Genomic DNA, 26,879 nt, shown 5'->3' on the forward strand with positions numbered 1-26,879 from the left:
AGATACAAGCCAGGAGGATCAGCATGTCAGGTGAATTGATTGTTGCCATTTTTTTAGCACTTCTGGTTCTTATCATTTTAGCTAAAACGGCCGTTGTCGTGCCCCAACAAAGCGCCTATGTTGTTGAACGACTGGGAAAGTATTCCGCCACCATAGGAGCTGGGTTTCATATTCTTATCCCATTTCTTGACGTCATTCGCTATAAGCATACGCTCAAAGAAGTGGCGATGGATGTCCCCGAGCAAATATGCATTACCAATGATAATGTTCAAGTTGGAGTAGATGGCGTGCTTTATATCAAAGTCTTGGATGCCGAACGTGCCTCGTATGGTATTACGGATTACCACTTTGCAATTTCTCAATTGGCACAAACAACGTTGCGGAGTGAAATTGGAAAAATTGATTTGGACCGCACGTTCGAAGAACGAACCAATATTAATGTTCAGGTTGTAAATGAGTTAGATAAAGCCTCAGCTCCGTGGGGAATCAAGGTACTCCGCTACGAAATTCGCAATATCAACCCACCCCAAGACGTTCTCAATGCAATGGAAAAACAGATGCGAGCTGAGCGTGAGAAACGTGCTGTTGTCTTGACCTCGGAAGGTCAGAGAGACGCAGCCATTAACAATGCTGAAGGCGAAAAACAAAAAGTGATCAAAGCTTCGGAGGCCAGAAAACAACAACAAATTAATGAGGCTGAAGGAGAGGCGTCGGCTATTCTGGCCATTGCCATTGCCACATCAGAAGGCATTCGAAAAATTGCCGAAGCCAATCAGGTCCCAGGCGGATACGAAGCCGTACAACTCCGAGTTGCAGAACAATACATTCAAGAGTTCGGAGAACTCGCCAAAGCCAGCAACACTCTCGTACTTCCCGCTAGTGTGTCAGACGTCGGATCGATGATCGCGCTTGCCATGAATGTGATTAATAAAAGCCCTGGAGCGTCTCAAGCCACGCCTTAGGATTACCCACCAAATTTTCTAACTTTCTAGCCTGCTTGCATAAGGGGTCTGTTGAATATTTCATGCCAATGGCCCAGAAATCGTCTAGGCAAGACGCATGTCTGAATGTTCAAAAAAGTCGTCCAGCAAGGCCGCACCCCTCGGCACGGTTATCTTTGGGGTAGTACCACATGACACTCTTTTTTTTGAAGAGGGGCTTCCTCTTGCAAGAACGATTATAGGTGGCCAAGTGACGAGCGGAGCGTACTCTCGCAGCCCCCACAGACATATTTCATCCTGATACAGTGGAAGCAAGCATTCAAATGACTTAACTTCTTTCATCAAAAGAGAAAGGTCAAAATGGCTAATGATGAGCAAAAGGCAAGAGGTACGTGAGCAACGACACTCTCGCACAGCCTCTTCATACGCTGCCGAATCAACTCACTGACGCAACGCAGACCCCCTCACAGAGAACTTCGTGGCGTTTGGACGGCGAGAGGGCGAGAACGCCGCTGGCGGCTTTTTTCAACATTCCTATAAATCAAATCCACTGTAATTCACGGAAAGCAATTGACCTTCCAAACGATTGATCAGTTCGATGACGAACGATCTTGACGACTTGACCGGCATTAAGCAGGTTGATGGCCTCACCAATTTTTGGGACTTTTCCGTGGTTGACCACATATTCTGCACTTTCCTCTAAAATCTCTTTGACAACAGTCTCAGAAAGTCCTCTTGGACGAAGACATTCCAATTCATCAAGACCAAACTTACTCAACCCACGTGTATAAAACCACACCTGCCCTGACTCAACCTTTTCTTGCTGCTCAACCTGAATGTGCTCATCTAAAAGAAATGCCGCAAGCGTCTGATCTTGCCAATCCGAAGGATTGAGATAGGCATTCGTCACCACATCATAGGCCGTGCCATCGGTCAGCAATGTTAAGCCGCGCGCAAGGCGAGCGACATGCAGTATGACATCAACTTTCGACTGCCCACTGTTCGATCCAAGTGAGACTTCAATGACTAAGGAATGATCCCAATGAATTTGTTCACGCCATTTTTTAACTGTCTGAGAATCAAGATTCATATTAATGCGTCCTCGCCATTGCGTATGAATCGCTTCAAACTGTTCATGCCCCGCTTGACTCAGAAACTGAATCGACAGAGGACCGCCATATTCCTGATCAAACCAGGCCGTCAAATAGCCGGGAGGCGGTGGATCTCCATGCGTAAATCCGATGACATACGCCGGAAGCGACCGTGCATTTCCGGTTTTCTTCTTTTTAATCTTTTTCATGTGGTGTGAATGTATAAATCTTTGGCGAAAGTCCTAGGACACGGTCGCGTCACAGGCCATTCTCTCTCTGCTATCTCGCTTTCGTTGAAAACCTCTAAGCGTACTTGTTTACGAGGATTACAGGTGTCCTAGGACACGATTATTTCACAGGCCATTCGCTCTCTGTTATCTCGCTTTTATTGAAAACCTCTAAGCGTACTTGTTTACGAGGATTACAGGTGTCCTAGCTCATGAGATTACAAGTGGCTGTCGTGGAAAGGGCATAAGTTACGCACTTTTTCAAAATGTTATCTTGGCGTTAAGAAAGAACCTTCGACATTCCGAAATTGGGAAGACATCAAGTGAAACTTTTCTACCCAATTCTTATAATTTCTCACGTATAGACCGAATCATCCATTTCTAGAGAAATGTCTCAAAGATATGTTCAGGACAAAGAGCACAGCCATAGAGAATCTCCATAAATCATTGTGAGTTCTCTTGACAGTTAAACCATATTGATCCTCGTGAAGTTGTTCAAACGTTTAAACCTAACAAAAAACAATTGATAATGATGCTTATTGGTCTGGCCAGAGATATTTTCGACCTCCTCGTGTGAATGAATGCTTTGGCTCTAGAATCACGAGGAGAGAGAAAGGTTTGGTAATGCAACAACTAGCAATTACTCCAATGTTAAACAGGCAGACTCTTGTCACTCGCTTAATATAATAAAACTAGACTTGCCCCAAAAATCAGGGTTTTCTGATTGATAGGCAAATCTTCTTCCTTCAACAATATGAGCTTGCCTGGAATGGAAATCTCAATGAATTTGAATGTCCCCTATTTACTCGCATTCGTGATTCGTTGGTGAAGTTAGGGACGGAACACGTGAAGACTAAGTTCGGAAATAACTCGATAATGTTTCGCGTTGGCTGTGAGTAAAGGGAGTGCATACACGACGGCTGTGGCACCAATGAGGGCATCAGCGAGATGAAGCGAATGGCTCAGAGCATACTTTTCGACATAGAGCATGGCTTTCGATGAGATTGCCTCTGTGAGATAAATGATTTTTGTCTCCCACTGTCGAAGAGCTGACCGTAGGGCCATCAATTCCTCCTGGTTGCGCATCCCTTGTACCAATTCGATATACGTCACGACTGAAATGGAGAATGGCTTCTGTTGATCAATGATTATTTGCGCCTTCGCATTGCCCCGCATAAACCAAATGAGGACGTCTGTATCAATGAGCACGCGTGTGTCTCGGTTTTCTGAGTTGGCGCACGTAGGTTTTGACATTTTGAGAGGGCTGATGCTTCGCCCAAATACCATACAGTTTGAGCTCGGCGCTCGACAGTTGTGTACCGGAATCCAAGGGCACTAACTTCGCCACAGGCTTTCCTCGATGTGTAATCACGACTTCTTCACCTCGAGAAACAGTGGCAAGGAGTTCTTTTGACGAGAATCGTAAATCTTTTGCGGTAGCCTGCATGAAATCCTCCGTAGTTGACACTTTAAAGTATACACTCTAAACGGACTATGGTCAAACAGATTCAGTGGGATCGACACCTCAAAATCACTGTTTCCCGCTATCTGTTTTATCAATATGGGAAATGAGAATGATCTACTTAGCGTGGGTTTTGAAAGGAGAAAGGAGCACTGCTTTGACGGTGGGATTATTCCATTGACCATGTAAGTGCATTTCTAACTTCTTGAACACTTCAGCTTGTGCCGTGGTCTTGTCATTCTTGATATCGTCTTCTCCTTGAGAAATAAATTTCAACAGACCCAATGCATTCCTCATATTCTCGTAGCTTTGTGGATCCTGCAATACAACCTTGGGCTCGCCATTTTTCGTGATCACAACCGGACGATGTGTTTCATTGATTTGAATAAATAATCCCCGCCGCAAGCGGACGGGGTATTAGAAGAGGACTAACTGGTGATTTGCGTATAGCTTTTGGTAGGCATCCCCTTGTTGCTTGACATATTTCCCTATCATATTTTCATTGCCATGTTTACCCACTGTGCTTGCGTAATACCCGTCGGTCCATAGCTCACCACCCCATAATTGCTCTTTGACCTGAGGGGCGCGCCGGAAGATCTCTCTGGCGGTCAAACGCTTTATGATGGTCACCACCTTCGTCACACTATACCCGGGAACCGATTGGACCAGAAAATGGACATGGTTCTTATCCGTACCAATCTCCAGAAATTTCAACTGATACCGCGGCTCGAGCTCGAGGCAAACCTCCTTCAACACACTATCGACGGCTGAATCAAATATCGCACGGCGATATTTGGCAGGAAAAACCAGGTGGTACAACAAAACCGTAACATTATGGCTCTGATGAATGTACTCCCTCACCCGAGTAGTTTACGCCGCAAGCGGCGGGGAATATACCCTCAAGTGATTCAACAAGGCGGCGGCGTTGGCCTTCAGGTATGTGACTGGCTTGATGTCTGAGGAAATTTTCATACCGTGACTCCGTGGTCTTAGTTATCGTTTCCCCCGACCCAGTTGCAAGGCATTGAAAAAGTAGTGCATATCTTCCTTCTCTCTGTCTAGTCATTTATCGTTTAACCATTCTCAACATGATTTGAAATTTCGAAAAATGTATTAGTCAGGAATCAACCCTGGAATTATATTGATCCGCTTCAGCACATTTTGGGGTTGTTGCCGAAGACCTGACATGACTACGGGAAGGGGACATTTTTCTTTTGTCCATACTGTATCGTTAAAAATGAGAATGTTCCATTTTCCTAGCCATATCACTTTGTCATAGAGAGCCGGGTAGCTTTAAAAAGAAGAATGACCCCTATTCTGGATTCTGGAAGAATACGCCATATTATCTGTGGTTTCGCAATCTTCCCCATTTTCCATGATTGATACGAGACGAGAAATACCCATTGACATATATGCATATATAATGCATATGAGGACAACATTAAACATCGATGATGACCTTCTTGAGAAAGCCGCAACCCTCACGGGAATTTCTGAAAAAACCTCGTTGGTGAGGCTTGGCCTTGAAGCATTGATTTCTAAAAACGCTGCATTGCGGCTTGCTCAACTCGGAGGATCAGAGAAGCACCTAAAGTTGCCTCCACGACGACGATCGCCCCAGACACGATGACCCTGGTCGACACATCAATCTGGGTCAATCATTTTCGGTATGGAAGCCCTCGCCTAGAGTCCTTACTTCGAGATACACAGATACTCATTCATCCCTTCATCGTTGGCGAACTTGCTTGTGGGGGACTGAAGAATCGAAAAGAAGTACTTGCCTTGCTTTGTGCCCTTCCCGAAACACACATTCCAGAACATCATGAAGTGATGCATCTTTTAGAAACTCAGAAACTCTATGGAACAGGGATAGGGTGGGTTAGCTATGAACTTGTTAGCAGCCGCACAGTTGACAGGATGTGCTCTATGGACAGCAGATACTTCCTTGCAAAAAGCGGCAGCCAAACTCCAGCGATCTAAATAGACACAGCATACATGGCAAATATATTGATTTGCTCTATGAATGTTTAGTTGAAAAATATTGAATCGGTGAATTTCACCATGATTCAGCTGCGGAAACGCTGCAAAGAAAATCCAGACTGAGTGAAGATGATTCAGAGGATTAGGCCCTATGTCTTAAAACAAGCAACAGGTCCCTCTATTAAAAAAAGATGAATGACCCTTTTCTTCGAAATGTTCACGAACTTATTAGGGCCCCTCATTCCTAAATGAAAAATCAGGGGCAGACATATGCCTCAGCCTGCCCCCGATGGCGCTATTATTTCATGTCTTCTACCCGAGTGCGAACCGAGGCCCCGTGAATATCGCTATGTTCGGTGCCCTCATAGATATGACCGCCCGGTGCACTGACCGGTGTGTCGTCGATCGTATTGGTGGTGCGCAGTACGGTGGCAAGCTTGCCCCTTTTGCCGCCTGCCAGCAGTCGAATGATTCCAACACCGGGGCAGCTACCCTGCGCTGCATGGGTGACCGAAACGGGTATAGGCCCGCGCAGTGCCACCGCGAGGTACTTGCCATCTGGTGTATTCTCTAGCAGATCTGGTGTGGCATCGTTGGGAGGCAGGGCTGGGTCGCCCGTCGAACCACTTTCGGATGTGACAGACGCGGCATCGCACGGTCCTACGCCATTGCCCAGGCCGTTGGCCGAGGCCAGATCATAGGTGGTTCTGGCCAGGGTTTTAGTATTGATAACCTCAACTATGTTCTGGATGCGATCCACCGTGTGCACGTGCTTGCCGGACAACGTTCGCGCCATGCCATGGCTGTCGCGGCGGGTGCTTGTCCCTGGAAGCTGCCCGGTCAGGTTTGGGGGCTGATCGCCACTCAGGTTGCCAATGGTAGCGGTGTTGGCCGCATTACCATCACTGGCATCCGAGTCTTTGTAGACTGTCACCGGCAGGGGTGTGTTCTCTGCCTGAACGGTGTTGAACACGCGATCATCGAGCGTATAGATGGTGAAAGTCGAATGCACGTTACCAGCGGCTGACGCTGATATGCCGGCATTGAGCCACATGTGATCACCCACCTGAATGCCGCCACAACCGGCGCCGTTAATCACTTCCTGCCCGTATTCGCCGACGATAGTCATCGGCGTGGTCCTGGTGTTGGCCACCAAGAGCCCACCACCGCCCATGGTGATATACGCGTAATCGTTAGCAGAAACGATGGGGCAAATAATTACGTTATTAACGCGACCGCCCATTTCGCCATCTGTACCGCTGATGCAGCCGTTTTCTCGACACTTACCGGCTGGGGTAAGATCGCCCAGATTGGCGTTGCTATAGTCGCCGGTAATCGTGCCGATCATGGGGTTGCCTTGCTCATTCTGCCCCAGGTAAACCTTAACCTCCGCAGTCACGGCCAGGTTTTTGCCAACGCCAAGGCTGGCAGAACGATTGAAGGCTGCTTGAGTGATGGAACCATCTGTATCGCGGGCGATGTCGATGCGCTCGAGCACTTTACCGTCCAGGTTGGCAATCAGCAGGGCGCTGCCATCACTGTTCCAAAACGACATGTGCACCCGCTGACCTGAGCTCGTTCCGGTCACGCGAAACAACGCGACGGCTTCCTTGGTCGCACCGTCCATGATTCCTATAAAGCCGTTGCCAGGGCCGAACAGATTAATGTTCATGTAGCGATTCTGTGGATCCGGCAGTGCCCCGTGTAAGCGCCCATAGTCGTAGTCGTGGAGGGACGCACCGGTCACGCCATTGCTATCATGCTCGACCAATGTGCCGGGAAACACATTGAGCAGATCGCAGGGACCGTCACCAGGAGTATTATTTCCATCACAGCCCAGGGGTTGAGCCGTCGTGCCATTGGTGAGCTGGCTATGGATGTCTTCGCTGTTCCATACCCAAATCAAACTGCCTATTGTACCGCGGGCGGGAGCACTGCTCACCGAGTTAGACTGATCGGCGCCCCAGACTTCATAGAGTATATTCTTTCCATTTTTCGCACTCACGGGCACCGATAGTAGGACGAGAAGGAAACCTACAGTAAGACTAAGAAAGGTAGACTTGAGTTTGATACGTTTCATTCGGTTCCTCCTTAGTTATTCATTGCAAGCGTATATCGATCAGTCAAGATGGGCTGCGGGGTTCTAGTTCCGGTTTTCTTGGGCGTTGCAGACACAAGCTCCCCCTCAATTTTTCCAAGAACTGGTGCAACAACAGGCAAGTACATACTAGGTGTGACTACCAGGCACCGCCTCCAAAATAACGAATAATTCACGGAAAATTGCGCCTTCATTCTCGCTGCACCAACTCAGGTGACCAGAAATCAAAAGATATAAGACATTTTAAAGAAATAGGAAATGAAAACGACCGTTTTCGTCCGACAGCAAAGTATCAAAGATTTCTATGGGGGTCAATCGGAGATCCTCTCTGGTTGCAACGCGGGCGTTCCCCTTGCAAGTGGCAAAGAGGTCAACTTGCTTGCTTTAGAATATAACCTTGATATTATAAAGACTCTTCTACCACGACGGAAAGCACTATAGGCTTTCTCGATGTTTCCGTACCAACCACATAATCTTGTCCATCATCTGTTGGAACCGTTGTTTCTCTACTTAAAAATGAAAAAGGGGACATTCTCCTTTTTAATTAAGCATACACCTAGACGATCCCTGACGGGGACACTCACCCAGATTCATACTGAACTCAAGGTCCAATCACTTTGCCATTCATTATGTCCAGACCTATCGATCAAACGGTGAGTCTCGGTTGACCTTTGGTCGAATGGCCCCGACATCCATTCTCTCCAAAATGAGATTATCCTATTTTCCCCTTTCGGATGGTCGTTCGAACAAAAAAGGTGAATGTCCCCTTTTTTTACAGTGGCTGAGGAATGATCCCAATGAAGTTGTTCATTCCATTTTGCAACTGTCTGAGAATCAGGATCCATATTAATGCGTCCTCGCCATTGCGTATGAATCGCATCAAACTGCCCATGCCCCGCCTTCGTCAGAAACTTAATTGATAGAGGCCCGCCATATTCCTGATCACACCAAGCCGTCAAATACCCGGGAGGGTCACCAGACAATTTACTTGAAGCCTCATACTTTCTGATCTATGAATTAAAAGTAGGCAATGGCCACGGTTATTCCCTATCAGCAAGCCAACCAATAGGCAATCTACATAGAACCTACTATTGCAAATGATGGGTCGATTATATGTGGCTTTGGTGAGTACGATCGTTGACCGCTGTATAGGTCGGCTCATAAGCAACGTTCGATGGCATTCGAGACCTACTGATATACAGATTACAGTTGGCAATGGCCACGGTAGTGCTGACACAGTTCCCGCAATTGACAGGCAACCTTTTTTAGTATCAGGTCGCGAATGACATATCGATTACAAGTGGCCATTACCATTTAGCTTCGGCGGGGGGCCATTCGAGTTCGGCTTGGCGGCCGCAATAGTGGCAGGAAATTTGGTATCGAGCTTTACGCCGAGGATTGGGGAGAGAATGAAAATGCACAGGAGCCTGATCATGGGGACACACCGGCTCAAGATGTAAGAGGTGCTCCTCAGTGATCTCGATCAGAGCGGCTTCGTCCCAGGGAGGCTCCATTTGCAACTCCCCAGCTATCTCCTCTTTCCAATTGCAGTGGTCACAGTGAAAGCTGAAAGTTTTCACACGATCATCGCGATGCGTAAGATCAACAACCGTTACAGCTCCTTTGCAATCTGGAGTCCGACATGTTACAGAAGCCTTATGTAAGGCTTGAATGAATGCGGGTGGCGCGTTCATTACATTCATAGTAGTATGACCCTTTCATTGGGTTTGGAATGTGGTCTTGTGTAAAAGACTGGCAGCTTGTTCATCGACTAACCAGAGCAGTTGACCTGATAACGGGTTAATGACTTGAGAAGGATACTGGTCTGGCTGTGAAGGCCCCTCTAAGACAGCCTGTAAGGCATTTGCCTTATCTTTTCCACTCACCAGAAACATGACGTGACGTGCCTGATTCAGAACGACTGGAGTCAACGTCACACGATGTGTCTGAAATTTTTCAACCCAGGGAGCGGCGACCCATCTTGCTGACTCATGCACGACCTCTGTTTCTGGAAACAACGATGCTGTATGACCGTCAGGTCCCATACCCAAGAGTATAAGATCAAAGACCGGAGCCTCTCCAGGTGATGGAGTAAATTCCTTCCGCAATACGTCTTCATAGGCATCCGCGGCATCTGAGGCATTCGGAAATTCACCCTGCATACGGTGAATTTGGCTTGGAATCGCTGGAACGTGGGAAAGCAACGACTCATGTGCCATTCGATAATTGCTGTCCTGATGGTCCGGCGAAACATGTCGTTCATCGCCCCAATACACATGAACCTTCGACCAATCGATCATCGATCGATAGGGTTCGCTTGCCAAGAGTCCATAGAGCCCCTTTGGCGTCGATCCACCAGCCAATGCGACAGTCATGTGCCCAGTTCGCTTAACGGCTTCTTCTATGCGTTTGCAGAATTCTTGAGCAGCAATCGAAAAAAGTTGTTGAGGATCAGAAATCTTGCGTATGGTGCAGGTCACCCGATACACCTGGCGGGATTATGTTCAATACCCTGTATATTCAATGTTTCACCTCGCCAATACTACACGCCACAGACGGTCAAACGTAACATTATACTCTTGTTATCCGGTCTTTCCTTAACAATCTGTGTAATCATATGAATCCAATTTTTCTTCCTTGTCAAAATCCAATGTAATCTCACAAGAATTCGGAGCAAAGTTGAAGAATGGGAAATGCTTTTCCCCTCCTGCCATTCGGTGATACACCCACGTTTCTCCCCCAAAAAACCGTTGAGACTTTCCAGTTGGTGTACCCCAGTGCTCTTCAAACCACGCCTTATCTTTCCCCTCAAATTCAGCAGGATTCAACGAAGCCTCCAGATAGGGATTTCCTCCACAAGCCGACAACAACAACCCTGCCAATATCACACCAAGCAATCGTCCAATCACTCCGCACCCTCCCATGCCAAACTTCATGTTATACTAAAGAGAGATGTTCCGTTTTCATGACATATTCTGACTGAGCGACAAACATCCCAAAAGGACAGTCCCGTCCTTATCAAAATTTTAGCCTCTGAGGAGTCATTCGTCAAACAAAACATCAGGCAATGAGAGTCTCCGAATTGTGGAGATGACGATCCCTGGTTACAATAAGAAATCATTCAAACAAAACCCATGACGTCTAAACACACGAGGGTCAATTATGCAAATCTATCTCGATACAGGCAACATCAAAGAAATTCGTGAAGCCGCAAGCCTTGGGGTCATTGATGGTATCACCACCAACCCTTCATTAGTCTCGAAAGAAGGACGTGACTTCAAAGATCTTCTGCTAGAAGTCTGCAGCGTTGTCGACGGCCCCATCAGTGCAGAGGTTGTCAGTGTAGAAGCTGAGGCCATGATACAAGAAGGGCGGGAGCTCGCGAAGATTCATAAAAACATCGTCGTCAAGTGTCCTCTGATTCCTGAAGGATTGAAAGCCACCAAGCAACTCGCCAGCGAAGGCATTCGCGTCAATGTCACACTCTGTTTTTCAGCAGCGCAAGCATTGCTTGCAGCGAAGGCTGGAGCCTGGTGTGTGTCTCCATTTATCGGCCGCTTGGATGACATCAGCAGTAACGGGATGGAGCTGATTCGACAAATTGTGACTATTTTCACCAATTACAAGTTCCCCACTCTGGTCCTGGTCGCCAGCGTCCGAAGCCCACAACATGTGGTCGAAGCGGCACTTGCCGGAGGACACATTTGCACCTTGCCCTTCAGCGTCTTTCAGCAATTGGTCAAACATCCCTTAACCGACAGTGGACTCAAAAAGTTTCTCGCTGATTGGGAAAAGCAAAATTTACCCAAGACGTCTTAATTGAACGAGTCGTGAATGTGAAAAGAAAAGACGTTCGTTGTATCATGTCCCGCAATTTTTGCGCTTCGCTTCAAGTTCTAACCTGGCGCGCTCAAAGACACGATAAAACATCGGGCGGGTGAGCTTCCCAGTGAAGGTATTTTGCTGACTGGGGTGATAAGAACCAATCAACGTCACTCGCCATGGCAGGACGTACGAGCATTCATGGCCAAATTTAGGCTTCGGTGATGGAATAGCATGACCTAAGACTTGGCAAGTTTTAAGGTATTCGTCAAAGGCAATTTTCCCAAGCGCGACAACGACCTTTACACTCGTTAAGACACGAAACTCTTCCACTAAATACGGTCGACAGGCGTCAAACTCTTTCATAGATGGTTTATTGGCTGGCGGAGCGCAACGTACGGCTGCAGCAATATAACAATCCCTCAATTTCAATCCGTCTTTAGCATGCGTCGAGTCTGGTTGGTTCGCAAAGCCATAGTGATATAATGCGTCATATAACCAATCCCCGCTCCGGTCCCCGGTAAACACCCGGCCGGTTCGATTCCCTCCATGCGCGGCCGGAGCAAGCCCAACGACAAAAAGCCTGGCCTTGGAATCACCAAACCCTGGTATAGGCCGACCCCAGTAGTGCCAGTCCTGGAATCGCTTGACCTTGACTCTGGCAATTTCTCGACGGTAGATCGTCAAGCGCGGGCATAACGTGCAATCTGATACAGTTTGATGTAAAACCTTGAGTGATGACATTGGAAATCATCCTACCATAGGAGGGAAACGCACTCCCAGGCCAAGGGAATCGAATCCATGACGATCAACGATCTTCATCGACCACACAAAGTCATTCTTACCCAACTTCTTGAGGCAGGGCTTGCTGCCGCTGATCCAGGTCTCGCCATTCAACGATTGTGTATCGTCAAAGATAGCGTCTTAACAATTAAGAGGCGACGATATCATCTCAAAAATTATGATCGTGTTGTGTGCATAGGAATAGGAAAAGCTTCGGCAAGAATGGGGCAAGCCCTGCAACAACTACTCGGGAAAAGGCTAGACGACGGATTGCTCATTGTCAAAGATCTCCCAAAATTTACACTCAAAAATATTGAGATGTTCCAAGCTGGACATCCGACTCCAGACTCACGAAGCCGCCAAGCAGCAACACTCGTCCAACGAAGGCTGAGGTCTCTCACGCCTCAAGACTTACTCGTGACTCTCATCTCAGGGGGCGCCTCCAGTCTTCTGGCCAGCCCCGCACCAGGACTGACCTTAAACAATAAGCAGCAGACGACGAACCAACTCCTTCGAAGCGGAGCCAACATTCAGGAGATCAATACCATACGCAAACATCTCTCAGCACTCAAAGGCGGGAAACTCATCGCATCCACTTCGGCGACCGTGATCAGTCTTATTCTTTCTGATGTTCTCGGTGACGATCTCGAAACGATTGGGTCAGGGTTGACGGCATCGGATTCAAGTACATATCTTCAAGCTCACCACATCTTAGACAAATACGGTCTCTGGGAACACTTATCCGTAGCAGTAAAACGTCATATTGAAAAGGGGGTACATGGACTTGTACCGGAAACGCTCAAACGTGGAGATCCACACTTGAAACGAGTCCATAATGTCATCATTGGGAACAATCAACTGGCTGCATGCCAGATTGCCAAAATGGCCAAAAATTTGGGATTCCGACCTATTCTCCAAACATCTCCCTTACAGAGTGAAGCGAAAGAAGCTGGAAACCTTATCGCATCATTTGCTAAACGTATTGATAAGACTAAAAACTCTATCCACCGTCCTACCTGTATGATCTGGGGTGGTGAACCAACTGTGAAGGTTACTGGTAAGGGGAAAGGCGGCCGAGCTCAAGAATGCATGTTATCTGCCGCAATAGGCATATCTGGAATCCCGAGTATCATTCTGGCAGGGTTTGGGACAGATGGCTCCGATGGTCCAACGGATGTTGCCGGCGCCGCGGTCAATGGGGAAACAGTCATGAGAGCTAAAAAGAAAAACCTGGATGCTCGCAGGTTTCTCCAATCACACGACAGTTACACATTCTTCAAGCACGCTGGCGGACATATCAAAACCGACCCAACCAACACCAATGTGAATGACATTTATTTACTCCTCGCTCTCTAAATATTTCTATCGTGAGCACTCCTTATGGTAGGAGAAGGAAAAGGAAAGGAAGACAAACACGTGAACAAGGCTCAACAAATGGTTTTAGAATTTCATCAACAATTTGATATTCAGATCGCACGTCAACCAACACTACCCGACGAATCCACACAAACGCTGAGAACTCGTCTTATACAAGAAGAATTTGAGGAACTCCAAGAAGCTATGAAGACCAAAGATCTCCCGAATATCGCGAAGGAACTCGCGGACCTGTTGTACGTCGTCTATGGAACTGCCGTATCGTGCGGGATTGATATGGAACCTGTTTTCCAAGAAGTCCATCGCTCCAACATGAGTAAAGTGGGAGGGCATAAACGGGAAGATGGAAAATGGGTCAAACCACCAACCTACTCACCAGCGGATGTAGTTCCCGTTCTTACAACTCAAGGTCTACGCGAGAACCTATCGTAAAACCATAAACGTCTAAAATCTCTGGATTTACAAATTGAAATTCTTGGTCGCAGGATAGAGCGTTCGAAGAACCTCGCGAGTTACGGATTCAAGTTGCACTGCGAGGCGAGGAGTTCGTTCCTCCATACCTTGAGATGCACGCTCATCATCCGTCTCCCAAATTCTTTGAAACGCTGACTGATCATCTTCATACACGTTGCGTATGGCTTCTTGCCAAATGATTGGACTATCTTGATCTGCCTGAAAACTTCCACGGCCACGACCAAAATGAGCTACCGCCATATAGCGTAAAAGAAGATCTTGCGTGAGCGTATGAAGAAACTCCGGCACCCACTTAATCTTTAACGTCTCTTCCATTTCGACTTCGTTTCCCCAGGCGGCTAACCCTAATGCACCAAGAAATGCCCCTGTCAGCGCAAAAAGCCCCAACGACATTCCACCTGTGGCGGCATCAATAGCAGCTCCGGCAGCAGTTCCTGCCGCAGCCCCTCCAAAGCCTCCTAACGCAGCACGTCCTAAAGCCTCCTCTATGGCTGAAGATTCTATTGGAACGGTCACATCTTGCAATTGCGATTGAATTTTAATGGCGGCCTCTCCCTCCAACCCATGCCATTCAATCAAATCTTGCATAGCAAGACAAATATCCTGTTCAAGTCGAAGACGCAATTCTTGCGCCGCACGTTTCACTTTCATCTTCCTGAGTTGTCCTGTCTCATTCACGTCTTCTTCATCACTTGCGGCACGGGTCAGGACATGCGCCACCCGATTCATCGCTTTTTTGAAAACTTCAGTATTTTGATCCTTCCACCTGTCAGTCAAACGAATCATTGTCTCCTGGGACTCCGTGGGGAGTAGACGTTGAACATATTCCAACAAGACTCCTTCAAGCATCCAACACCGCGAAAAACTATCTAAACTCAAGACTCCTTGAACAACAGAATACGGCTTAAGTGAGTCCTGCCAGTCACGTTCGCACTCGCCCCCTTCCCGCGTTCCACCCTCGGAACCGATTTGATTCAGAATCACCAGTACGGGCTTCTGCAGCCAATCAAGAAGCTCCATTTCGGGCTTAATGTATCCACTCGCGAGCTTTGGGTTCTCTAATGCATTGACAAGATACAGCACGACGTCAGCTTCATCACGTACATTCTTGAGAGCTTGTTGACTGCACCATAATGGGCGATCTTTGAAACGGTCCCAGACGTGCGCGATCATCCACCCTATGGGATGTTCTTGTTGTTGGAGTAACTTCAACAGTTGAACCGAATTTCCAAACCCAGGGGTATCCCAAATATGCAATCGTGCACCATCACCTGTCTCTATCCAAGTAAATTTCTCATTCTGATCCGTCACATGTGCTTGATCCAGGACCTTTCCCACATCACGACGCAGCAGAGTTCGCACCAATGTGGTCTTTCCAATATTGGTGTGGGAAATAATTGAAATCGTAATCTCTGAAGTACCCGTCGGACTCACAAAACCTCTTGAGCATGGGTCGGCCATAATTTTCCTGTTGCCTGTTTCAACAGTTCATCGTTTTCTATTGTTGGAGAAAAAAACAGAGGCTCGATTTCGTAACCCTTTGTGAAGCGCTGCCAGGATTGAGTTCTCTGCTCCAGACGCTGTTGATCCGTTCGCTTCAGATACGCCCCGGCCAGAATCACGAGTAAGAGCGATCCTCCAGCTGGCCAATCCCCAACCTGACTTTGAATATTTTTGAGAAATTCACCATGCACCTCCTGCTCAGGTGTCGTTGCCACATCAAAGATGACAAGCACTCGCAGGGGAATGTGATGAGGTACATCCATGGGACGTTGATCTTCACCATAGGCAATAGAAGATCGTATCTGCACGGACGAGCCATTCCCGAACATATGCAAACAACACTCTTCAAGACGTGTTGCTGTAGAATGATCAAGTTCACACTGATACGGCAAGACTTCCACCCATAGACCATCGCCTCGATACGGAGCAAGCAAACGCTGAAAATACGGTTCGTCTAATGGAAGTTTAAGTTCGTCTAACTGTTTCGAGGCCTTTCGTCTTGCGTAAAGAGCCAAACCAATTCTTGGCACGACAATAATCAACAGACATGTCACCGCCCACAGATGAATCCATTTCGCGGCATTCTCACTGCCCGGGGCCTTGAGCGCCGCCATGGCCTGAACAGATGGGAAGTCAACGCCCAACATCATTGAAGCTGGAAACAAAATGATGGCGAGGACATCATGAACCTGTTCCGTTTCGAGAAACGTACTCTGCCAACTGGCACGATATTCAAACGCAAACCCTCGAAGGTACATTCCGATGATCACTCCAGCCGCAAGACCTGCCGCCCCCCAATGAAGAATAGACCGACCTTGCAGGCGCACAGCTTGCCCCACGAGCGAACTCCACAATCGAAAAAATCTCGTCAAGGATGCGATGATCCATTGTTTTTCTTCAGGACTTTTTCGTTGAAAAAAACGTACGTTAAATTGTGAAATTCCAAGGCCTACCTTGGTCAACCAATTCGATATCCACTCATTGGGATCATTCTTCGACGCGCTCACGACAACTCGTCTCATGCCCATCCACAGATACGTGACCATGTTCCAACACACTAAGGCGAGCAATGGGAAATGCAGAAGATTAATATGTCCTTCGGGACCAATAGGGTCAGTGAAGAATCCTCCGAGCAGAGCAAGTGCAACAATCAAGAGGAGAGGAATTTGTCGCTGCGTCAAACGACGTGCTACGTGGAATACGGAATACCGGTGTTCGAGTTTCGCAGTCAGACGTTCTGCACGCTCTCGCACAAACCATTCTTCAGAAAAATGAAGAGGTGAATCGGACTGATCAGACATTTGTGATTCACGTGCGAGAGGCTCGCCTCGTTGTCGATTGTGCAGTGAAAGAAAATATCCTGCAGGATCCTCTTCTTCACAACTCCAAACAAGAACAATTTTTGAGAAATTATCTGGGTTCATTCATTATCAACAGGCCGTATGGATTTTCGTTGAGTGAGGGCTCATTGAAGTGTAACAGGTTGTTGAGATTCCGGAAATCTCAGTGTTTGATAATTATCCCATTTTCCCATATCCATAGCGCGTATCACATCCTCAAATATGAATCTGCTCTCTTTCTGTTTTGAACATAACCCTGTGCTCAACAAAAATTAACCAATTCTCCCTATTCCAACATATCAACAATGTTATGCAACTGTCGTAGACAGACACAGCAGAAGATTTCATCATTTATAGCGAATTCAAACAAATTCCAGCAGAGGCATATCAACTAACCCCGCCCGATTATTCACTTCAAACATGCGAAAGTTATAGCCGTACCTTTGAACATTCGCTTGTACGATGCGTGTGGTTGCGTTGTGTATTATAGGCAATTCAACTGAACGTTCTGCGATTTCGCTATAATTGAAACGTCTATAAACCGCAAACCCATCCATCAGCGCCTTCGGTAAGGAGTGTAAAATCCTGTCGGTATGGGTAAGGAAAAACGAGAAATAATGGCTAAGATAAGACTGAAGAGGTGAGAACATGGTCATGTGGGGTGCATACCCTCAATTGGGATGCCCCCACGAAAACCATTTATTAAATTTTTGTCTTGGATCGTGACCGATTTTTTCGCTCAATAGTCGTCGACGTTGTGCTTAATTTATGTGTTTGCGAAGCCAACCCCCGAAACACTTCACTCGGTCGATTGGCGACAGCTCCAGATACCCCTTGATAGACTTTCCTTGCCGCTTCGGACCATTTTGGATTAAAGGGGGCACCACGAAATGCCGCTTCAGCAGCTTTTTTTTCATCATGTGTCAGAGGTCGTGCTGTTTGCTTTGTACCTGTGGACATTCTGTTCCTCCTTTTCTTAATGAACTAGGGGCCGGGGTTCCTTCTCAGCTTGCACCCGTCGACCACAATTTAAACACGCGTAATAAAACATTTTGAGTCCGACCTCAAGATCAACCGCCCGCTCAATCACCATCGAACCTTGGCATTTATCACATGTCTTCATGTTGTCCTCTCTCTCTATTTCACCAGTTGTGTGTTCCTAGCTTGACTTGAGCAAGGTGCATGCCCTTTTTGTTTATCAAGATAGAACTGACACAATACACAGGAATACCTAGCACTTAGGAATAAAGGACAGTGGGGATTCTTTTTTCGTCGGGAATGAAAAAAGACAAACCAGGAGATCGTGTAAATCTGACTGACGACCATGCATGGCTGAATGCAGCCAATCGCTAAAAAGTCTCTATTCTCGGCGTGTTATCTGGTGATAGCTTGTGTCAGTCCATCTTACGTTGATCGTATCCCTTGAGTTGAGCGCTCAAGCACTTACTAGCCACCACTCATAAGGCACACGAGATGCCAAGAACAGAGAGAAACGGCGGGACTCCCTCTTTCGTACTATGAGACACAAGCTTGCTCAAGGTGAGAAATCTTGTTGAACTAGAGAGAGGATGGCGAACAAAATAATATCGAGAAGATCAAATACCTGGATTAATGTAATGAGACACAAATAGGCAGTCTCCTAAGTAACAACATATCCTGTTGCTACCTAGAAAACTGCCCATGACGAGACACGAAAGGATAGAGCTGAGGTTCTTACTTCAAAGCGCTACCGGTATCCGACTTTGTTGAAGAACCGTTTGTTGAGTTTTTATCAGTATTCGTCTCTGTTCCCGAAGATTCGGCGGAGGTGGTTGATGTTTCTGGACCTTTATTCTTTTTCCCACCATTGCTGAAGTTATGACCCGTATTGCCATTAGGCTTTTGATAGGACACTTGCTCTTTATATTTCGTCCCTGAATTTTCGTTAGACACTGCACTATTTGAATTCATGGAGATATCTCCATTAAAGACGACACCAATTTCCATCGATAATTCCGGAGTTTTCAATGATCCATCCATGATAGCCGTCGAAAGAAGTTGAACCTGTTTGTTTGCCACAATATCGCCATTGACTTTCCCTTTACTAATGACTGACCCGGCATTCACTTTGGCACTAATGACTGCCTGTTCACCAATTAATAAGGTCCCATTCGTATGAATTTGCCCATCCATACTTCCATCAATCTGCACGCTGCCTTCGTAGAAAATTTCTCCCTTAAATTCCACCCCAGGACCAATAAAGGCGACGACCTCACCTTTTCCATCTACAGGCTGAGTGGGAACGTGAAAGGTCTTTTGTGACTCTAAGTTTCCGTAACTTGCAGCAGACTGCGTTGGCACGTCTAATTCACTAACAGTTGCCATAAACTCTCCTCCTAAGGTTCATGAGGATACCGGCTTAATGCCGTGACCCTACTATGGGTGTGTAAGAATACCTTCGTGTTTCCTGTCCATAGTGTAATTCTATCGGCAATTCATCTAACCAGCTTTAACATCAATTTTGATGGTTTTAGTCTTTCAAAGTTACGCACAGAAAATTCATTCTGTAACGCATATTTGCAAAACGCTGAACCTTCTGGCTCCTATCCCTTGAACACCCGAGAAGTACATTTGAATACGCCTGGCTGACGTCACCAGTGATGAAATACCTCCGTCGAAGCAGAGGCGGTCATATGTGGGAGGATACAATTTAACTGGAGCCGGCGAGTGGGATTGAACCACCGACCTACGGTTTACGAAACCGTTGCTCTACCACTGAGCTACGCCGGCCCTGGCTCGTTGACTAGTCAAAAAGAGAAGGGCTAAAACTTTGAATGGGAAGTCCTTGTAGAATTGCAGGATGCCGGACAACCATAGACATTTTATACCGTTCTTAAGGGAGAGGCGTCAACTTTCTTCTCTTTCTCGATTAGAAAACCTCTCCAGAGATAGTCGTTGACAAGAAAAGGTTAATGTCCTAAGTTGAGGACACTATTCACTATATTGTCAACTACTTACTCATTGGGGAGTCGCCGTCGTGCGTGTTCTTCTGTCGTTGTTCATTCTTGGAAGCAGCTTTCTACACAGCGCACATGCTTGGGCGGACTTTGAAGTTCTTGAGGTTTCGTTATCAAGTTCCATTCAGAATCGAGAACCGGCAGCCTCGGTGTCGCCAGCAGTACATTGCGAAAAAGATAAAAATGGTCAATCCGACCTCCCGGTTGTTAATTCGTTAGTTCGGCCAAAGATCTTCTTTTGGACACGGATTGCCTCTACCTCAGAAGGCGCGATTCGCCATACATGGCATCAACATTTGGAAGACGGCTGGGAAACGATAGCTGTAGTGAACCTTCCGATTAAGCCGTCACCTGGCTATCGAATGTGGAGTTCAAAATCCTTGCGTCGAGGAAATCCTACTGGTGATTGGATGATTGTCGTGGCCCCGTCGCACGACCCGGAACGTATCCTTTGTATCACGAGATTCAGCATAAAATAGTCACTGCCATATGATTACCATACGCCTCTTTTCCTCTTCTTATCTTCCTCACATCGGCTATGTTCAAGCCAACGAAGCTAGCCATTTAACGAACGCATGTTCATATTGGAGAAAATGACCGGAAGATGGTCAACGCATTTCCCGCTCCTTCAACAGACTCTTCTCCGGAACCATCTCCTCAAAAGCCATCGGTACTATCAGCTTATGCCCGACTGATCCGACTACAGAATCAAAGTGGAACGTTGTTACTTGTGCTCCCATCCTTATGGGCATTGACCCTCGCATCAGAGGGACAACCTGATCCTATACTCATTGCCATCTTTATACTTGGATCATTTTTCATGCGCAGTGCTGGCGTCATCTTTAATGATCTGGCAGATCGATCAATCGATCAAAAAGTTTACCGCACAAAACACCGTCCGTTAGCCAGTGGGGCGCTCACTCCTCTTCAAGCGCTAGGATTGGCGTCTCTGATCACATTTTTCGCTTTTGTATTGGTGTGGTTTTTAAATCCTTTCACTATGGCACTGAGTCCAATAGCCCTACTCCTTGCTGCAGTCTATCCGTATGCAAAACGATACATCCATATCCCTCAATTCATATTAGGAGTCGCCTTTGGATGGGGGAGTATCATGGCTTGGGCAGCCGTACGCAATCAGCTTGATATCACCGCGTGGCTGCTATTTGCTGCGACAATATGTTGGGCCATTGCCTATGACACCATCTACGCCCTACAGGACAAAGAAGATGACCTTCAAATAGGGGTCAAGTCATCGGCAATACTTTTTGGATCCTATGTTTGGCTTGGAGTTGGAATGTTTTCGGTTTTAACGATGTTGTTTTTAGGAATGGCAGGATGGATGATGGAGTTAGGGCCTATGTTTTACGGTGGGATATTAGCAATTAGCGTGTATGTAATCTATCAATCTTGGACACTGACAACAAAACAACCTTCAACAAACTACTTTCAGATGTTTAAGAAACATGTTTGGGTAGGAATAGCCATACTCCTATCTTTCTGGATCGGCTTCGTATAATACCTATTCAGAAACAGCAGAGTCGATGGATTTATCTGGCTTCGGAGCTCGAAGCGTTCCGAGATAAGCCGTCACAGCTCTTGCATCCTGATCATCGAATCCCAGGTTCGGCATTCGAGTATGCTTTTTAATGCCTTGAGGGTACATGAGCCATTTGTACACCCACGTATCATTTAACCGGAAGCCTGCTCGATCCAGTTCAGGTCCAACAAGACCTCCCTGGCCTTCAAGACTATGACAACTATTACATCCGTATTTATTGAAATAGAGATGCTTACCAGTTTTCTCTAACTCTGCACGTTCTTCGTCGCTCACAGTCAAGTCTGGACGAGACACAGTCATCTTAGGACGTTTGGCAAAACTTTCGAATGCGAGTTTAGCTTTTTTATGTTTAATCGCCGCTTGCGTCATAATTTCTTCTTCAGGCAATTCTATTTCTTCCGCTTCGAAATCTTCGTCACCTGCAGCTTCAGCCGCTGCCTCAGCTGCTTCTATCTCTTCGTCACGTTTCTCCTCTGCCGCCTCAAGCGCTTGCGTTGCCGTCTCCAACTCCTGAGTTGCCGATTCAAGCTCTGCCTCAAGTTGTTGACGTCGAGCATTCACATCAAAGGTAAAATCCCCTCCATGCAACGATCGGACATATCGAACCAAACTCCAGATTTCCATCTCCGACAATGTGTATTTGAAGGTTGGCATCGTGGCCACGCCAAAGTAGTCCACATCATCGACCACTTTAGGGTCAGCGGTATCTTTCATCTCACGAGAAATGGCATTAAAAATATCTTCATCTGCAATCGAGTCAGCCATTGATGAATCAGAGAGATCTTTTGGTGGAGGAAATTCCATATTAGAAAGACTATCCCAATTAAAGCCTTCTCCTTGCTTTCCGGACTCTCCGTGACAATGCATACAGTAATGACGATATATCTTTCTCCCCTTGGCCGTTTCTTCATCTTCAAACATGGCACACCCATTGACCATGAACAAGAGACCGAAGCTGACCACTAACGGCCATACCCACTGACGCCAAGACTGCTGCGAGAGATTCATACGGCCTGTCCTTTTCGAAGTTTTCTAACCAGGAAAAATTCAAATGCTGCGGCTATCATGAGACCCAAGACCACATACCCAAAAATGGAATTATCTGGCGCTGGCTCAGCACGGATAGACCACCAAGACGAGACAGCTTTTTGACTCCCTTTTTCCTTCACAGCGCCATCGACAAGCTTTCCGTCCCAAAAGGCAAATGCGACACTGGTCCACGTCCCTGGGTTGATTTGAATATCCTCCTCATCGCTCGTTAGAAGTGGTCGTGAAAACACGACCGTCCATTTACCGTCTACCCAAACTCCCTTAGCGGAAACATCTTGTTGGGTTTGAGGCTTGAGCGTTTTAAATCCTTTGGCACTCATATCCGTCGCTTTTCCGGTTTCGTTCTTCCAATACCAAATATTGACTGGCCCGCCTTCGACCAAAAGCATTTCTTGTCCATGGGCAAAATGGGCTTTTTGATCACCAACCATAAACTCCAGAGCCGCCGCATCAGCGGGATCTTGGGTCGGATCTTGGTATTCCACTCGAATCGCAATGGTCTGTCCATCATGGAGTCCACGAACTTTAACGGATTTGACTGTGGCTTCTTGCAAACGATCCGGCCAATGTACCTGTGGGGCTAAATTAAATTCTGACTCTGGCACGGAATCCCAGGCAGAAGACTCAGGATCGTCGATCGGCACGGCATCTTCAGACAAATACACACGAACCGATACACTAGCAGGCGAATTATCCGGAGGAGGATCACTTGCATACACCGGACTAAACCACGTCACAAACAGAACACCAATGAGGGCGAGGGGAAATCTTGGATTTAAACTCGTCAGCCAGCGTTTCATATTCTCATACCTATATGCCATCAGATCACCTAACCCAATTAAACCTTTTATTCCTCTTCTTCCCATGTTCTCGGAGATTGCCCGGCACCGTCATATTCCCCAATGATCACCTTCCAAATTTTCTCGTCGGTTAACTCATGCTCCCATCGTGGCATCGCAGACTTCCACGGCATGCCTTCAATCGGGAGCCCAACGCCCCCCTTTTTAATTCTCCAGAATAAATATGATTCCTGAAGTTGCGCTATGGTTCCTGGGTCTGCAAAATTTGCTGGAGGTGGATTAAATCCTGGGGCTGCCGACCCTTTTCCATCAAAATTTGGACCATGGCAAGGGGAACAGTTGGCCGCGTAAATACCTTTTCCTTCCTGAATATTTTGTTCATTCACAGGATAGGGATTGGCTAAACCGACAAATTCACCTGGGGGTGCGGGATGAATAGTTCTATTTTCAGCCGGAGGTAAATCACTTGGAGCCAGCTTTGTATATGTCTGCCACCCAACAAGAAGTGGGAAAACAATCAAGAGAGCCAGCCTTGCCATCTTAGCTGGTCCATCAATTTCTCCAGATAAGAAGCGATAAATTGGCCCCATAAATGCTTCCAATCCACCAGCACTCATCGTTTGATAAATCATAATGCCACTGAGCGTAATGGCCAGATACAAGTAGATAAGACTTGCCGGCAATGGAGCGGTAACGAGAGGAAGAAGAAACGCCAGAAATATATAGACTCCTACGAGAAGAATCACTGTAGAAACAAGAGGGCCTTTCATATCGCTTACTCCTAATTAAGGATGATTCGGAGCCCTAGTCAATTGCTTGCGCGACGACGACGGAAGCATTACCACTTGGCATCGTACCATGAATCGCAATTTTCTCTTCTACCTGATCGGAATCAGGGCTCAACACATCTTCGACTTTGATACTAACCGGTTCTCCACTCATCTTTTGTAAAAAGGCAATGACGGAGTAGATCTCCGGCTGACTGAGCGCAATGGGATTCTTGTTAATGTACGGCATCTGAGCTGGATACTGTTCTGGTAATTGATCGTGCCTAAAGTCTAAATAAATGTATGCCTGCGGATCCGTTAAACTCTCATAAATAAATTCCGGCGCGAGCTTCGCACCTATGCCGGCAAGGTCCGGACATCGGGCTGATTCACTCGGACCGATTGAATGACAAAGAGCACATTGCCCTTTACTAAAAAATATTTTTTGCCCCAGGGAAGCGAGATCATCAGGAGACTTCACACTGGCAATGTCGAATGACTCAATTGCAGGTGGAAGAGACGCCATCTGCGGAACACTGAGAGCCACAAGACTAAACGAGCCGAGGACAATAATGACAAACCCTATGACTCGAAGAAATTTAGATTTAATGAAAAGGAGGATACTGATACCCAGCCCTACAACAATCAATCCAATTAATTGTAGTAATGCAACTTCACTCATGATGCCTCACTTTTCATTGTTATTTTCATGTCAATTCAAAATCATGCCCATCAGGATGAAAGTTCATTTGGTCTCGGAGAACCTCCAGCCATTGCCGGTGAGGTGCTTCCCAGAGGTGGAACTTGGACTTCTTGTCCGCCAGGAGGTTGACTCTTCGCTTTATCACCTAACGTGGCCACCCAAAAGATAAATGCGGCCAACAAGCAAAAGACAAAGGTGTTCAGCGACATAAAGGCTGCAGCATATCCTAAAGCCGGTGAATACGCATACTCAGATGTATCACGCATGACTCCATATATATGCCAATGAACACGGGAAGACGATCTTGCATAACCCATTAGGGACATAAGCAAAATAACCATCACTGCATTTAAGACCAAGCTGTACCCTGCACGAACTGGCATTTTCCCCCAAACCATCTCCGTGGTCGTCTTTGCACTCTTCATCAATAGAGCCGTGAGCGGTGTAAAAGTGACCATGATGAAAATGACAATCAGCACTTGGGCCACTGAGAAATAGTTAATGCGGACAATTGCGGGGACAAAATATCCCCACACTCCCAGCACAATGACTGCTGTTCCGGCAATAACTAATAGTACCCCCATCAAGGCTTTTGCGGCTTTTGCCCACCCTGCAGTCTCGACCTTTCCCGCGCGCCAATACATAATGAAACTCATAAACGTGACGAGAATCATCAGATTCGACACCGTCATTTTGGCAGACATGACGCCGAACACTCCAAGAAGCGGATGGTGAGTCCCTCCCATTTTTTGAGCTTCTGCTAAGCTGGCAACAAGTGAGTGCGGGGTCATCCAAACTGCGAGACAGGCCAACAGAACCACCAACATGGCCATGATTGGTTTCTTATATTGACCTTCAGACCCAGGTATTCGATGAGCGATACCTAGCCAAAAATAATAATTTGCTCCAAGAAACAACACGCCAATGAGCATCGCCTGTAGAATAAAGAGCCAGGCTAAGAAACCTCCCATCAGCGTAATCCCCATTTGCTGATTGTACTGATAGATTTCTCTCATCAACCAATAGCCAGCAAAGGGAAGCGGCAACATTCCAAACACCCCGATGAAATTACCAACATACCCCATCCAGTCATAATGCTCTTTTTCTTCTTTCGTAACAGCAAGAAGATACCGAACGCCTGCATAGGCACCACAGATAAACCCACCAAGCACCACATTCGCAATCAATCGATGAATATTCACCGGCCACCATGTGGGATTTTGCATGGCTGCCCATGCCCGTTCAATGGCCGTCCCATCGGAAACGACAACGGGACTTGCCTGAAATGTGGCCCACGCATTTGGAACGATCATAATGCCAAGAGCAAATAGATTAAGCAGGAGTCCAAGGAAGATATGAAAGGCTTTTTTCCTGCCCTGCATCGCATCCCACCCATACCAGTACATATACAATGTCGCGGTTTCAAGAATGAAGAGGATGCAGTAGGCGATAAACGATGGGAAAAATATATCCGTGAGGTAGGCCATCAGCTTGGGATACAGCCCAATCAGAAGAAAGAGAAGAATGCCACCAAACAAAGCCGTCGTCGCGTATGCTGATGTCAGAAGCTTCGTAAATTCCTTCGCCAGCTTGTCATAGCGTGGCTCATTGGTCTTCCATCCAACGATTTCACATACCCAAGCAAAGATTGGAACACCTAACACAAAGCCGGCGAGGAGAAGATGTTGCTGGGCAACAATCCAGATAATATTTCGACTTCCAATACCTGGGATGTCACGATACTCAACTGACATCGCTTGGGTTGCAGCGTCTTGAGCCCAAGCCAGAATCGGGAACAGCAGAAGAACGAACAACCCACCCCACTTAAGAAGGGAGACCCCCGAAATCGGAAAGTGTGAATTCCTGAGGATCTGTAGAGGTCTTCCGTACATGATTACGTTCTCCTCACC

At 46.9% G+C, this 26,879-nt stretch carries 27 protein-coding genes and 1 tRNA gene; 8 read left to right on the forward strand and 20 right to left on the reverse strand.

The window, feature by feature from the left end:
• The first annotated feature begins 23 nt into the window (after nt 1-23).
• Complete coding sequence (locus ACWQXP_RS00465) at nt 24-962, forward strand: SPFH domain-containing protein (protein WP_454060866.1); 939 nt, start codon at nt 24-26, stop codon at nt 960-962.
• Nucleotides 963-1,482: 520 nt separating this feature from the next.
• Here the strand turns inward: ACWQXP_RS00465 and ACWQXP_RS00470 are convergent.
• The 5 genes from ACWQXP_RS00470 to tnpA all read right to left on the reverse strand — a co-directional run bounded on the left by ACWQXP_RS00470 (nt 1,483) and on the right by tnpA (nt 4,582).
• Nucleotides 1,483-2,241 carry a DUF4026 domain-containing protein gene (locus ACWQXP_RS00470; protein ID WP_454060867.1) on the reverse strand — a complete coding sequence of 253 codons (759 nt, stop codon included), beginning with the start codon at nt 2,239-2,241 and terminating at the stop codon, nt 1,483-1,485.
• Between the two features lie 849 nt (nt 2,242-3,090).
• Nucleotides 3,091-3,468, reverse strand: coding sequence for a PIN domain-containing protein (locus ACWQXP_RS00475; RefSeq protein ID WP_454060868.1), 378 nt, complete (start codon nt 3,466-3,468; stop codon nt 3,091-3,093).
• A complete protein-coding gene (locus tag ACWQXP_RS00480) occupies nt 3,458-3,706 on the reverse strand; it encodes a type II toxin-antitoxin system Phd/YefM family antitoxin (RefSeq protein ID WP_454060869.1) in 249 nt (82 codons plus the stop codon). The genes ACWQXP_RS00475 and ACWQXP_RS00480 overlap by 11 nt, the downstream gene beginning before the upstream one ends.
• Nucleotides 3,707-3,838: 132 nt before the next feature.
• Nucleotides 3,839-4,126: a type II toxin-antitoxin system Phd/YefM family antitoxin gene (locus ACWQXP_RS00485; RefSeq protein ID WP_454060870.1), complete on the reverse strand. Its 288-nt coding sequence runs from the start codon at nt 4,124-4,126 to the stop codon at nt 3,839-3,841.
• 12 nt (nt 4,127-4,138) lie between these two features.
• On the reverse strand, nt 4,139-4,582 hold the full coding sequence (gene tnpA, locus ACWQXP_RS00490) for an IS200/IS605 family transposase (protein WP_454060871.1): 444 nt from the start codon (nt 4,580-4,582) through the stop codon (nt 4,139-4,141).
• Between the two features lie 568 nt (nt 4,583-5,150).
• Between tnpA and ACWQXP_RS00495 the strand changes: the two genes are divergently transcribed.
• Together ACWQXP_RS00495 and ACWQXP_RS00500 are read left to right on the forward strand one after the other, a co-directional pair.
• Complete coding sequence (locus tag ACWQXP_RS00495; RefSeq protein ID WP_454060872.1) at nt 5,151-5,351, forward strand: type II toxin-antitoxin system VapB family antitoxin; 201 nt, start codon at nt 5,151-5,153, stop codon at nt 5,349-5,351.
• Complete coding sequence (locus ACWQXP_RS00500) at nt 5,348-5,701, forward strand: type II toxin-antitoxin system VapC family toxin (RefSeq protein ID WP_454060873.1); 354 nt, start codon at nt 5,348-5,350, stop codon at nt 5,699-5,701. The genes ACWQXP_RS00495 and ACWQXP_RS00500 overlap by 4 nt, the downstream gene beginning before the upstream one ends.
• Nucleotides 5,702-5,999: 298 nt before the next feature.
• Here ACWQXP_RS00500 and ACWQXP_RS00505 read toward each other — a convergent pair whose 3' ends face one another.
• The 4 genes from ACWQXP_RS00505 to ACWQXP_RS00520 form a co-directional block, all read right to left on the reverse strand.
• Nucleotides 6,000-7,781 carry a hypothetical protein gene (locus ACWQXP_RS00505; RefSeq protein ID WP_454060874.1) on the reverse strand — a complete coding sequence of 594 codons (1,782 nt, stop codon included), beginning with the start codon at nt 7,779-7,781 and terminating at the stop codon, nt 6,000-6,002.
• A 1,325-nt stretch (nt 7,782-9,106) separates the two neighbouring features.
• Nucleotides 9,107-9,502 carry a hypothetical protein gene (locus tag ACWQXP_RS00510; protein WP_454060875.1) on the reverse strand — a complete coding sequence of 132 codons (396 nt, stop codon included), beginning with the start codon at nt 9,500-9,502 and terminating at the stop codon, nt 9,107-9,109.
• A gap of 15 nt (nt 9,503-9,517) precedes the next feature.
• Nucleotides 9,518-10,279 (reverse strand): 6-phosphogluconolactonase, encoded by a 762-nt coding sequence (pgl, locus tag ACWQXP_RS00515; RefSeq protein WP_454060876.1) that lies wholly within the window; start codon nt 10,277-10,279, stop codon nt 9,518-9,520.
• A gap of 117 nt (nt 10,280-10,396) precedes the next feature.
• Nucleotides 10,397-10,708, reverse strand: coding sequence for a hypothetical protein (locus tag ACWQXP_RS00520; protein WP_454060877.1), 312 nt, complete (start codon nt 10,706-10,708; stop codon nt 10,397-10,399).
• Nucleotides 10,709-10,961: 253 nt separating this feature from the next.
• Here ACWQXP_RS00520 and fsa point away from each other — a divergent pair, with 253 nt between their 5' ends.
• Nucleotides 10,962-11,618 (forward strand): fructose-6-phosphate aldolase, encoded by a 657-nt coding sequence (gene fsa, locus ACWQXP_RS00525; protein WP_454060878.1) that lies wholly within the window; start codon nt 10,962-10,964, stop codon nt 11,616-11,618.
• A gap of 42 nt (nt 11,619-11,660) precedes the next feature.
• Here the strand turns inward: fsa and ACWQXP_RS00530 are convergent, their stop codons facing one another.
• On the reverse strand, nt 11,661-12,365 hold the full coding sequence (locus ACWQXP_RS00530) for a uracil-DNA glycosylase (RefSeq protein WP_454060879.1): 705 nt from the start codon (nt 12,363-12,365) through the stop codon (nt 11,661-11,663).
• Nucleotides 12,366-12,422: 57 nt separating this feature from the next.
• Between ACWQXP_RS00530 and ACWQXP_RS00535 the strand changes: the two genes are divergently transcribed.
• Nucleotides 12,423-13,760 (forward strand): glycerate kinase type-2 family protein, encoded by a 1,338-nt coding sequence (locus ACWQXP_RS00535; protein WP_454060880.1) that lies wholly within the window; start codon nt 12,423-12,425, stop codon nt 13,758-13,760.
• A gap of 60 nt (nt 13,761-13,820) precedes the next feature.
• Complete coding sequence (locus ACWQXP_RS00540) at nt 13,821-14,210, forward strand: pyrophosphohydrolase domain-containing protein (RefSeq protein WP_454060881.1); 390 nt, start codon at nt 13,821-13,823, stop codon at nt 14,208-14,210.
• Between the two features lie 27 nt (nt 14,211-14,237).
• Here the strand turns inward: ACWQXP_RS00540 and ACWQXP_RS00545 are convergent, their stop codons facing one another.
• From ACWQXP_RS00545 to ACWQXP_RS00565, 5 genes are all read right to left on the reverse strand, one after another.
• Complete coding sequence (locus tag ACWQXP_RS00545; protein WP_454060882.1) at nt 14,238-15,713, reverse strand: GTPase domain-containing protein; 1,476 nt, start codon at nt 15,711-15,713, stop codon at nt 14,238-14,240.
• Entirely contained in the window at nt 15,683-17,179 is a 1,497-nt protein-coding gene (locus ACWQXP_RS00550) for a DUF2868 domain-containing protein (protein WP_454060883.1), read from the reverse strand. Before ACWQXP_RS00550 ends, ACWQXP_RS00545 begins: the two co-directional genes overlap by 31 nt.
• 618 nt (nt 17,180-17,797) lie before the next feature.
• On the reverse strand, nt 17,798-18,055 hold the full coding sequence (locus ACWQXP_RS00555) for a hypothetical protein (RefSeq protein ID WP_454060884.1): 258 nt from the start codon (nt 18,053-18,055) through the stop codon (nt 17,798-17,800).
• 753 nt (nt 18,056-18,808) lie between these two features.
• The gene (locus ACWQXP_RS00560; protein ID WP_454060885.1) at nt 18,809-19,459 is read right to left on the reverse strand and encodes a bactofilin family protein; all 651 of its coding nucleotides are present in this window, start codon (nt 19,457-19,459) and stop codon (nt 18,809-18,811) included.
• 330 nt (nt 19,460-19,789) lie between these two features.
• Nucleotides 19,790-19,864: transfer RNA gene (locus ACWQXP_RS00565), tRNA-Thr, on the reverse strand.
• Nucleotides 19,865-20,111: 247 nt separating this feature from the next.
• On the opposite strand from ACWQXP_RS00565, the gene ACWQXP_RS00570 reads away from it, so the two are divergent.
• On the forward strand, nt 20,112-20,570 hold the full coding sequence (locus ACWQXP_RS00570; RefSeq protein ID WP_454060886.1) for a DUF2914 domain-containing protein: 459 nt from the start codon (nt 20,112-20,114) through the stop codon (nt 20,568-20,570).
• A gap of 125 nt (nt 20,571-20,695) precedes the next feature.
• A complete protein-coding gene (gene ubiA / locus ACWQXP_RS00575; RefSeq protein WP_454060887.1) occupies nt 20,696-21,607 on the forward strand; it encodes a 4-hydroxybenzoate octaprenyltransferase in 912 nt (303 codons plus the stop codon).
• Between the two features lie 3 nt (nt 21,608-21,610).
• Here ubiA and ACWQXP_RS00580 read toward each other — a convergent pair whose 3' ends face one another.
• From ACWQXP_RS00580 to ACWQXP_RS00600, 5 genes are read right to left on the reverse strand one after another with little or no spacing between them, the layout of a single operon-like run.
• On the reverse strand, nt 21,611-22,657 hold the full coding sequence (locus ACWQXP_RS00580) for a c-type cytochrome (protein ID WP_454060888.1): 1,047 nt from the start codon (nt 22,655-22,657) through the stop codon (nt 21,611-21,613).
• Nucleotides 22,654-23,499, reverse strand: a complete 846-nt coding sequence (locus tag ACWQXP_RS00585) for an ethylbenzene dehydrogenase-related protein (RefSeq protein WP_454060889.1) — start codon at nt 23,497-23,499, stop codon at nt 22,654-22,656. The genes ACWQXP_RS00580 and ACWQXP_RS00585 overlap by 4 nt, the downstream gene beginning before the upstream one ends.
• Nucleotides 23,500-23,546: 47 nt before the next feature.
• The gene (locus tag ACWQXP_RS00590; protein WP_454060890.1) at nt 23,547-24,269 is read right to left on the reverse strand and encodes a c-type cytochrome; all 723 of its coding nucleotides are present in this window, start codon (nt 24,267-24,269) and stop codon (nt 23,547-23,549) included.
• 34 nt (nt 24,270-24,303) lie between these two features.
• On the reverse strand, nt 24,304-24,948 hold the full coding sequence (locus ACWQXP_RS00595) for a c-type cytochrome (RefSeq protein ID WP_454060891.1): 645 nt from the start codon (nt 24,946-24,948) through the stop codon (nt 24,304-24,306).
• A 50-nt stretch (nt 24,949-24,998) separates the two neighbouring features.
• Nucleotides 24,999-26,861 (reverse strand): cytochrome ubiquinol oxidase subunit I, encoded by a 1,863-nt coding sequence (locus ACWQXP_RS00600; protein ID WP_454060892.1) that lies wholly within the window; start codon nt 26,859-26,861, stop codon nt 24,999-25,001.
• Nucleotides 26,862-26,879: the final 18 nt, after the last annotated feature.

It is taken from the genome of Candidatus Nitrospira salsa (genome assembly GCF_965152625.1).